This is a genomic window from Actinomadura sp. NPDC048394, from assembly GCF_040651755.1.
GTDB classification, from domain to species: domain Bacteria; phylum Actinomycetota; class Actinomycetes; order Streptosporangiales; family Streptosporangiaceae; genus Spirillospora; species Spirillospora montaniterrae.
Genome location: NZ_JBEZJL010000014.1, coordinates 154,093 through 163,493 on the forward strand (window position 1 = coordinate 154,093; position 9,401 = coordinate 163,493).

Sequence of the window (9,401 nt, forward strand, 5' to 3'; positions counted from 1 at the left end):
TCTACAGAGCCGCCTACAGGTACGCGCGGGCCTGGAGCTCGAACAGCTCGGCGTAGAGCCCGCCTTCGGCGAGGAGCGCGGTGTGGTCGCCGGCCTGGACGACCCGCCCGCCGTCCATGACGACGATGAGGTCGGCCATCCGGACGGTCGAGAAGCGGTGCGACACCAGGATCGTGATCGCGCCGGTGCCGGCGGCGGTGCGGCGCGCGGCGTCCAGGTAGCGGCGGAACAGGGCGTCCTCGGTGGGCGCGTCCAGGCTCGCGGTCGGCTCGTCCAGGACGAGCAGCAGCGGGTGGTCGCGCATCATCGCGCGGCCGAGGGCGAGCTTCTGCCACTGCCCGCCGGACAGGTCGGCGCCGCCCTGGAACGACTTCCCGAGCGGGGTGCCGAGACCGCCCGGCAGCTCATCGATGACGCTCGTCCCGGCGGCCCGGTCGAGGGCGGTGCGCAGCGCGTCCTCGTCGTCGAGGCGGGGCAGGTCGCCGATGCCGACGGCCTCGCCCGCGCGCAGGTTCCACTTCACGAAGTCCTGGAAGGCGGCGGACGTGCGGGCGCGCCACGCGGTGCGGTCGATGGCCGCGAGGTCGGTGCCGTCCAGCAGGATCCGCCCGCTCGCCGGCGCGTACATGCCGGTCAGCAGCTTGACCAGGGTGGTCTTGCCCGCGCCGTTCTCGCCGATCAGCGCGACGGTGCCGCCGGCGGGCAGGGTGAGGTTCACCCCGCGCAGGACGGGCGCGTCGGTGCCCGGGTAGGCGAACGCGACGTCCTCCAGCGTGATGCCGTGGTCGAGGCGGTCGGGGGCGGGCGCGCCGCCGGAGCGCTGGGCAGCCGCGTGGTCCTCCAGCCAGAGCAGGCTCTGCGCGGCGGACGCCGTGGTGACGATCTGGCCGATCGCGTTGGACGCCTGCGAGACGGTGAGCTGGGCGCGGCGCAGCAGGCTGACCGCGAGGACGACCTGGCCCGCCGACGCGTCGCCGTGCGCGGCCCGGACGGCGATGAGCGCGATCGCGCCGGAGAACGCGGCGGCGTACAGGAACCAGCCGAGCGCGCTCCACAGGGCGCCGGCGGACGCGGCGCGGACGGTGGCGCGGCGGGCGGCGGCGCTGAGCCGGTCGTGGCGGGCGCGCAGCTCGGGCCCGAGGCCGTAGGTCCGCAGCTCCTTGGCGGGCCCGGCGGTCGCGGCCAGCTCGAACAGCTCCCCGGCGAGGCGCCGCCGGTCCGCGACGGCGGCGTCGGCGCGTTCGCGCAGCGCGACGGACCGCTTGTCGGCGAGGTACGGGGGCAGGCCGGCGAGCGGCAGCAGCGCGAGCGGCCAGTAGACGGTCGCGAGCAGGACGGCGATCCCGGCCGTCCGGACGGCGACGGACGCGAGCGTGAGCGCCTGCCGGGGCCCGGACGCGAGCATCGGGCGGCGCTGCTCGAGCCGTTCCAGCTCGGCGAGGTAGCCGGGCCGCTCGAAGTGCTCCAGGCCGGGGACGGCGTTGACGAGCGCGGCGATCCGCGCGGACAGCCACACCGACACCTCGTCGGTCAGCGCGGTCAGCCGTCCCGCGGACACGATCATCAGCGTCCAGGACAGGGTGAACAGGACGGCGACGGTGACGGTCCCGGCGATCTCCGCGGCGACGTCGTGCCGCGCCAGGGCGTCGACCATCGTGCGGATGCCGACCGGGTAGGCGATCTGGGTGAGCGCGGTCGCGAGCGTGGTCAGCGCGGCGACGGCCATCGGGCGCGGCGCGGCCCGGAACCCGTCGGCGACCAGGACGCGGAACGTGCGGCGGACCGTCGTCATGCCTCGCTCTCCTTCTCGTCGCGGAAGCGGGCGGCCTGGAGGCGGAACATCTCCGCGTAGGTCCCGCCGAGCGCCATCAGCTCGTCGTGGGCGCCCTGCTCGGCGAGGCGTCCGCCGTCCAGCACGCAGATCCGGTCGGCGCGGCGCACGGTCGAGAACCGGTGCGAGATGACGATGGACGTGAGGCCGCGCGTGAGGTCGAGGAACCGGTCGTAGAAGGCGGCCTCGGCGCGGACGTCCAGCCACGCGGTCGGCTCGTCGAGGACGAGCACCGCCGCGCCGTGCTCGACGGCGAACAGCGCGCGGGCGAGGGCGACGCGCTGCCACTGCCCGCCGGACAGGTCGGTCCCGCCCGCGTACTGGCGGGACAGGACGGTGTCCCAGCCGACCTCCGCGGCGAGGTCGAGCGCGCCGGCGCGGGCGGCGGCGCGGTCGCGGCCGTCCTCGTCCCCGGCGTGCTCGACGGCGCCGAGCGCGACGTTCTCGCCGAGCGGCAGCGGGTAGCGGTTGAAGTCCTGGAACACGGCGGCGAACCGGCGCTGCCAGCGCGCCGCGTCGAGGTCGCGGAGCGGGACGCCGTCCACGGTGATGGTCCCGCCGGTCGGGTCGTGCATGCGGGCGAGCAGCTTGACCAGCGTGGTCTTGCCGGCGCCGTTCACGCCGACGATCGCGGTGGAGCGTCCCGCCGGGATCTCCAGGTCGAGGCCGTCGAGGACGGGTTCGCCGCCGGGGTAGGCGAAGCGGACGCCGTCGAGCCGGATGCCGTGCTCGGGGAGCCCGGCCGGGTCCCGGCCGCCGCTCAGGTCCTCGCGGGCGGCGCGCAGGCGCGCCTCCAGCGCGGCCTGGTCGGGCAGGGCCGAGACCATCCATTCGGCGGAGATGTCGCTGGTGGTGACGGTGCCCGCGTACATGGTGGCGGGCAGCAGCGGCAGCATGACCGACAGTTCCCGCAGGCCGATCTGGTGGTGCAGCGCCGCGTACGCGAGCGTGCCGCACGCGTCGAGGTAGGCGGCGAGGACGGCGCCGGCGAGCAGGTAGGCGCGGCGGCTGAGCCGGGCGTAGGTCTCCCGGTTCGTGGCCATGCCCGTCGCCCAGTGCTCGCGGTACCGGTCGATCGTCCAGTCGCCGAGGCCGAAGACGCGCAGCTCCTTCGCGGCGGCCGGGCGGATCGCCAGGTAGAGGAAGTACCAGGCGCGCCGCAGCACCTCGGCCTTCGTCCGGAACCCGACGATCTGGGCGAGGATGATCTTGCGCAGCGGGCGGCGGATCAGCAGCCACACGGCGAGCAGCGCGAGGCCGAGCCACCACCGGAACGTGGCGAGGACGGCGCACGCCGCGATCCCGGCGAGCCGTGACCCGGCCGCGGCGGCGAGCGCGACGGGCGCGTCCGCGGGGATGTGGCCGGTCAGCCTGCCCCTGGCCAGCTCCAGCTGGTCCTGGGTCTCCGGGTCCTCCAGGTGCGCGACGCCCGCCGGGCCGCTGACGGCGGCCATGAGCCGGCTCTGCAGGTCGTCCACCAGGCGCGCCTTGACGCACGCGCTCAGCCACTCCTGGTACGGGCCGGTGAGGAGGGTCGCCGCGTAGAGCAGGCCCGCGACCAGCAGCGCGACGGCGAGGGCGCGTCCGGCGGCACCGTGCAGGTGCGCGGCGGCCGCCGCCGGGATGCGCCCGACCGCGTACCCGAGCGCGACCAGGCTCGCGTTCGGCAGCAGCGCGTTCGCCAGCACCAGCAGGGCGACCGCCGCCGACCAGCCTTTGCCCGCGCCCCAGAGCATCCGCAGCGCGCGCACACGGCCGGACCCGGCGAGCCGTTCCGGCAGCCCTGCGATGACCACGTCGGCCTCCAAAAGTTGATGCGCATCAACTTTGGCAGAATAGAACCGTCCGGCCCGCCGCACCAGAGGGTTTCCCATGCCGACCGCCCGCCGTCCCCGCCAGGCCCGCGCCATCGAGACGCGCCGCCGCGTCTACGAGGCGGCGGTCGCCGAGTTCGAGCGGTCCGGCGTCGAGGCGGCCCGGATCGAGGACATCGTCGCCGCGGCCGGCGTCAGCTGGGGGACGTTCTTCACCTACTTCCCGAGCAAGGACGACGTGGTGCTGGAGGCCGCGATCGTCACCTGCGCCGCGTTCGCGGACGCGTGCCGCAAGGGCCTCGCCGCCGGCTCCGGCACCGGCGTCATCGTCGGCAACGCCTTCGCGGCGCTGCGCCGCGCCGCGCCCGCGCCCGGCCCGCTCCGCGACGCGATCATGCGCGGGATCGCGAACCAGCCCGAACGCCTGTCGGACCACCTCGGCGAGGACGTCCCGAACCCGGTGCTCGCGCTGGCGGAGGTGCTGGAGGCGGGGCAGCGGCGCGGCGACGTCGCCGCCGGGGAGCCGCCCGAGTCGCTCGCGGCCGTCCTCGTCCACGCGACCATCGCCGCGGGCCAGCGGGAGGCCGCGATGGAGCGGGCGGCGGGCGCGACGGAGCGCTCCGGCCTGCCTCTCACCGTCCTCACCGTCAAGCTGCTGCTGCGCGGGATGCGCCCCGACCCGGAGCCCGGCGATCCCCGGGAGGTCGCGCTGGAGCGCGCGGCGGCGGCGCTCCGCGAGGCGGCCGAACCGGACGGGCCCCGGATCCCCTAGAGGTCCCCGCCCGCCGTGATCAGGGGCCAGAGCCCACCGGTGCCCGCGTCGACGGCGCGGGCGCCGAGAACCTCGCCCCATTCCGCCTCGTTGCCGCACTCGTCGCGCCACGCCCACAGCCGGGTGGTGGCGTGCCGGAGCCCGTGCTCGTCGGTGAACCCGATCGCGCCGTGCACCTGGTGGGCGAGGCGGCACACCGTCCCGGCGGCCTCGCTCGCCGCCGCCTTCGCCGCCGCGATCGCGAAGCCGGTGCCCTCGGCGGCCGCCGCCTGCGCCGCGACGGTCGCGAGCAGCGTCTCGCCCGCCATCTCGGCGAGGTGCTGCTGGACGGCCTGGAACCGCGCCAGCGGCCGGCCGAACTGGACGCGCTCGCCCGCGTAGCGGACGGCGAGGTCGGTCGCCGTCTCCATCGCCCCGGCCATCAGCGCCGCCCTGCCGAGCGCGGCGCGCTCCCGGAACGCCTGCGCGGTCGCCGCCGAGACGAGCACCTGTGCGGGAGCGGCGTCGCGCAGGTGGACGGTGTCGCGCGGTTCGCCCGCGAGGTTCGCGCCCTCGTCGACCTGGTAGCCGCCGCGCGGGACGAACGCGGCGCGGCCGTCGACCAGCACCGCGACGCCCTCCGCGTGCCGGGCCCACGGGACGCGCGGCAGCGTGCCCGTCAGCGTCCACCCGCCGCCGGCGTCCTGCCGGAGCGCGACGTCCGGTCCGGCCAGGGCGGCGGTCAGCGGCCCGGACGGGACGTCCGCGCCGGCCTCCGCGAGCAGCCACCCGGCCAGCAGCGCGGTCTCCGCCAGCGGGACGGCCGCCGCGTGCCGGCCCAGCACCCGCAGCACCTCGGCGGTGGTGGCGAGGTCGGCTCCGGCGCCGCCGCGCTCCTCGGGGACGGGCAGCAGCGTGACGCCGACCCGTTCCAGCTCGTCCCAGAGGCGCGGATTCCAGCCCTCACCGGGGTCGGCGTGCCGGGCGCAGACCGCGTCCACGGTGTCGACCAGGTCCTGGACGATGTCGTTCACCGGGCGTCCCCTCTCGGCAGCAGCGACTTGGCGACGACGCCGCGCAGGATCTCGTTGGTCCCGCCCCGCAGAGTGAACCCGGGGCTGTGCAGCACGGACTGCGCCAGCAGGTGCGCGAGCGGATCGGCCGACGCGAGGTCGGGCTCCGCCCGGGCGAGCAGCCGGACCGTCTCGATCAGCGCGCCCTCGAACCGGGTGCCGAGGTCCTTGACGGCGGCGGCCTCGACGGCGGGCGCGTCCCCGGCGGCGAGCCGCGCCGCGACCGCGAGGGACATCCGCCGCAGCGCCCACAGCCGCGCGACGACCATCCCGATCCGGGCCCGGCCGGCGGCGTCCGCGCCGCGCTCGGCGAGCCGCCCGGCGACGGCCGCGAGCAGCGGGAACGTGCTGAGGATCCGCTCGGGGCCGCTGCGCTCGAACGCCAGCTCGCCGGTGACCTGCCGCCAGCCGTCGCCGACCGTGCCGAGGACGCGGCCGTCCGGCACGAACACGTCGGTGAGGACGACCTCGTTGAAGTGGTGCTCGCCGGTCAGCAGCCGGATCGGGCGGATCTCCAGGCCGGGCGCGCGCAGGTCGACGATCAGCTGGGTGAGGCCCTCGTGCCGGCTCTCCCCGGGCGGCCCGGTCCGGACCAGCGCGATCATGGCGTCCGCGACGTGCGCGCCGCTCGTCCACACCTTGGCGCCGTTGACCAGCCAGCCGCCGTCCGTGCGCTCGGCCCTCGTCCGGACGGACGCGAGGTCGGAGCCGGAGTCGGGCTCGGACATGCCGATCGCGAAGCTCGTCTCGCCGCGCGCGATGCCGGGCAGGTAGGCGCGGCGCTGCTCCTCGGTGCCGAACTTCAGCAGCGACGGCCCCGACTGCCGGTCGGCGATCCAGTGCGCGGCGACCGGCGCGCCCGCCGCGAGCAGCTCCTCGGTGACGACGAACCGGGCGAGCGACCCGGCCCCGCTCCCGCCGTACTCGGGCGGGAACGTCATCCCGATCCAGCCGCGCTCGCCGAGCCGCCGGCTGAACGCGGGATCCCAGCCCGCCAGCCAGTTGTCGGCGTGCGGGACGATCCGCCCGGCGGCGATCTCCCCGGCGAGGAACGCGCGGACGTCCCGGCGCAGGCCGTCCAGTTCGGGCGGCAGGGCCGCCGCGTCCAGTCTCAGTGCGGGCACGGCACCTTCTTACCGGATGCCGGTAGAACGGGATTCGGCGGCATCGCACCTAGGATTCCGGCCATGTCACTGACCCTGGAACCCATCGGTCACGTCGCCGGCGGCCGGGACGAGGCGTTCGACGACGGCTGGGGCGCCGTGTCGGCCGCGATCGTGCTGGACGCGTCCCGGTTCGCGCCGGACGCCGTCGCCGGGCTGGCCGACTTCTCCCACCTCGAGGTCGTCTACCACTTCCACCGCGTCCCCGAGGAGAAGGTGCAGACGGGCGCGCGGCACCCGCGGAACCGGGCGGACTGGCCGCTGGTCGGGATCTTCGCGCAGCGCGGCAAGAACCGGCCGAACCGGATCGGGGTGTCGCGCTGCCGGCTGCTGGCGGTGGACGGGCTGCGGCTGGAGGTCGCCGAGCTGGACGCGATCGACGGCACGCCCGTCCTGGACGTCAAGCCGTACATGCGCGAGTTCGGGCCGCGCGGCGAGGTCCGGCAGCCCGCCTGGTCCGCGGAGCTGATGGCCGAGTACTACTGACCGCGCCCGGCGCCACAGGCTTCCCGGTCTCCGGGCGCCCCGTCCCGGTCGGTGGGAGGGGCGGGTCGCCCTGCTCCCTGTCCGCCCTCTACTCTACCAAACAGTTGTTAGAAAGAAGGGGCGGCGCGGCAGTGATGAGGGCCCTGGAGGAGGCTTCGCATGGATCTTGAATTCGGGGCGGCGGACGAGGAGTTCCGCGCCGAGGTGCGCGGCTGGCTGCGCGCGAACGTGCCGGCCGAGCCGCTGCCGTCGCTGGAGACCGAGGAGGGCTTCGCGCTCCACCGCGACTGGGAGCGCCGGCTCGGCGAGGCGCGGCTCGGCGTGGTGTCGTGGCCGGAGGAGTACGGCGGGCGCGGCGTGTCCGTCCTGCAGTGGCTGATCTTCGAGGAGGAGTACTACGCGGCGAACGCGCCGGGCCGGGTCAGCCAGAACGGCATCAACCTGCTGGCGCCGACGCTGCTCAAGCACGGCACGCCCGAGCAGCTCGCGCGGATCCTGCCGCCGATGGCGGCCGGCGAGGTGATCTGGGCGCAGGCGTGGTCGGAGCCCGGCGCGGGCAGCGACCTCGCCGCGCTGCGCTCCACCGCGACCCGCACCGACGGCGGCTGGCTGCTCGACGGCCAGAAGACGTGGAGCTCGCGCGCCGCGTTCGCCGACCGGGGCTTCGGCCTGTTCCGCTCCGACCCGGAGTCGTCGCGGCACAAGGGCCTGACGTACCTGATGTTCCCGCTGGACGCCGAGGGCGTGACGGTGCGCCCGATCGGGCGGCTCGACGGCAAGCCCGCGTTCGCCGAGCTGTTCCTGGACAAGGTGTTCGTCCCGGACGAGGACGTCATCGGCGCGCCCGGCGACGGCTGGCGCGTCGCGATGAGCACCGCCGGCAACGAGCGCGGCCTCACCCTGCGCAGCCCCGGCCGCTTCACCGCCGCGACCGAGCGGCTCGTCGAGCTGTGGAAGGAGCGCGCCGACCCGTCCGACACCGCGCTGCGCGACCGGGTCGCCGACGCGTGGATCCGGTCCCGCGCGTACCGGCTGAAGGGCTTCGAGACGATCTCCCGGGACGACGACATCGGCGCCGAGTCCAGCCTCAACAAGGTCTTCTGGTCGGAGCTGGACGTGGCGCTGCACGAGACGGCCCTGGACCTGCTCGGCGCGGACGGCGAGCTCGACTCCGACTGGCTGGAGGGCTACGTGTTCTCGCTCGCCGGCCCGATCTACGCGGGCACCAACGAGATCCAGCGCAACGTGATCGCCGAGCGGCTGCTCGGCCTGCCGAGGGGGTCCCGGTGAAGTTCGTTCTCTCCGCCGAGCAGCGGATGTTCGGCGAGACGCTGCGCCGGCTGCTGGCCGGCGCGGAAACCGCGAAGGCCGTCCGGGCGTGGGCGGCGGGCGACGCGGCGCCGGGCCGCGCGCTGTGGTCGCAGGTCGCCGAGGCGGGCGTGTTCGCGCTGGCCGTCCCGGAGGAGCACGGCGGCATCGGGCCGCTGCCGGTCGAGCTGGCCGTCGCGATGGAGGAGCTCGGCCGCGCCGCCGCGCCCGGCCCGTACGTCGAGACGCTCGCCGCCGCCGGGATCGTCACCGACGGGGACCTCCTGGCGAGGATCGCCGAGGGCGAGGCGCTGGTGTCGGTCGCCGTCCCGCACGCGCTGGACGCCGACGTCGCCGACCTGGTCATCGCCGCCGACGGGACCACCGTGCGGACCGGCGAGCGCGTCACGTCCCTCGACCCCGCCCGTCGCCTGTTCCGGGTGGACGGCGCGCCGACCGGCCTCACCGACCTCGGCGTGATGCTGTGCGCCGCCCAGCAGATCGGCCTCGGTCGCGCCCTGCTGGACGTGTCGGTGGAGTACGCGAAGACGCGGCAGCAGTTCGGGCGCCCGATCGGCGAGTACCAGGCGGTCAAGCACCACCTCGCCACCGCGCTGGTGGAGCTGGAGTTCGCGCGGCCGCTCGTCTACGGCGCGGCCCTGGCGTACGGGACGGACGACTTCGCGCGGGACGCGTCCGCCGCGAAGGTCGCCGCGTCCGACGCCGCGTACCTCGCGGCGAAGACGGCGCTGCAGGTGCACGCCGCGATCGGCTACACCGACGAGTACGACCCGTCCCTGTGGATCCGCAAGGCCCGCGCCCTGCACTCCGCCTGGGGCACGCCCGCCCACCACCGCGCCCGCGTCGTCGCCGCCCTCTGACCGTCGGCTCGCGGCGTGGGGCCCCCGCGGGCGGGGGGCCCGCCGCGGCGCGCGGGGGGGGGCGGCCCGCGGGGGCGGGGGGGCGCCCCCGCGG

Annotated in this window: 8 protein-coding genes; 4 read left to right on the plus strand and 4 right to left on the minus strand. The window is 75.9% G+C overall.

Translation table 11 applies throughout. From position 1 onward, the window contains the following. Positions 1 to 13: 13 nt before the first annotated feature. A complete protein-coding gene (locus AB0C78_RS12565) occupies positions 14 to 1,792 on the minus strand; it encodes an ABC transporter ATP-binding protein (protein WP_360745949.1) in 1,779 nt (592 codons plus the stop codon). After that, complete coding sequence (locus tag AB0C78_RS12570; protein WP_360745952.1) at positions 1,789 to 3,627, minus strand: ABC transporter ATP-binding protein; 1,839 nt, start codon at positions 3,625 to 3,627, stop codon at positions 1,789 to 1,791. Before AB0C78_RS12570 ends, AB0C78_RS12565 begins: the two co-directional genes overlap by 4 nt. A gap of 76 nt (positions 3,628 to 3,703) precedes the next feature. Between AB0C78_RS12570 and AB0C78_RS12575 the strand changes: the two genes are divergently transcribed. After that, positions 3,704 to 4,417, plus strand: a complete 714-nt coding sequence (locus tag AB0C78_RS12575) for a TetR/AcrR family transcriptional regulator (protein ID WP_360745955.1) — start codon at positions 3,704 to 3,706, stop codon at positions 4,415 to 4,417. Here AB0C78_RS12575 and AB0C78_RS12580 read toward each other — a convergent pair. After that, positions 4,414 to 5,430: an acyl-CoA dehydrogenase family protein gene (locus AB0C78_RS12580; protein WP_360745958.1), complete on the minus strand. Its 1,017-nt coding sequence runs from the start codon at positions 5,428 to 5,430 to the stop codon at positions 4,414 to 4,416. The genes AB0C78_RS12575 and AB0C78_RS12580 overlap by 4 nt on opposite strands. Further along, positions 5,427 to 6,593 (minus strand): acyl-CoA dehydrogenase family protein, encoded by a 1,167-nt coding sequence (locus AB0C78_RS12585; protein ID WP_360745961.1) that lies wholly within the window; start codon positions 6,591 to 6,593, stop codon positions 5,427 to 5,429. Before AB0C78_RS12585 ends, AB0C78_RS12580 begins: the two co-directional genes overlap by 4 nt. 63 nt (positions 6,594 to 6,656) lie before the next feature. Here AB0C78_RS12585 and AB0C78_RS12590 point away from each other — a divergent pair, with 63 nt between their 5' ends. The 3 genes from AB0C78_RS12590 to AB0C78_RS12600 all read left to right on the plus strand — a co-directional run bounded on the left by AB0C78_RS12590 (position 6,657) and on the right by AB0C78_RS12600 (position 9,307). Continuing rightward, a complete protein-coding gene (locus AB0C78_RS12590) occupies positions 6,657 to 7,118 on the plus strand; it encodes an SAM-dependent methyltransferase (protein WP_360745964.1) in 462 nt (153 codons plus the stop codon). A gap of 159 nt (positions 7,119 to 7,277) precedes the next feature. Further along, entirely contained in the window at positions 7,278 to 8,408 is a 1,131-nt protein-coding gene (locus AB0C78_RS12595) for an acyl-CoA dehydrogenase family protein (RefSeq protein WP_360745967.1), read from the plus strand. Next, a complete protein-coding gene (locus tag AB0C78_RS12600) occupies positions 8,405 to 9,307 on the plus strand; it encodes an acyl-CoA dehydrogenase family protein (protein WP_360745970.1) in 903 nt (300 codons plus the stop codon). Before AB0C78_RS12595 ends, AB0C78_RS12600 begins: the two co-directional genes overlap by 4 nt. Positions 9,308 to 9,401 lie beyond the last annotated feature (94 nt).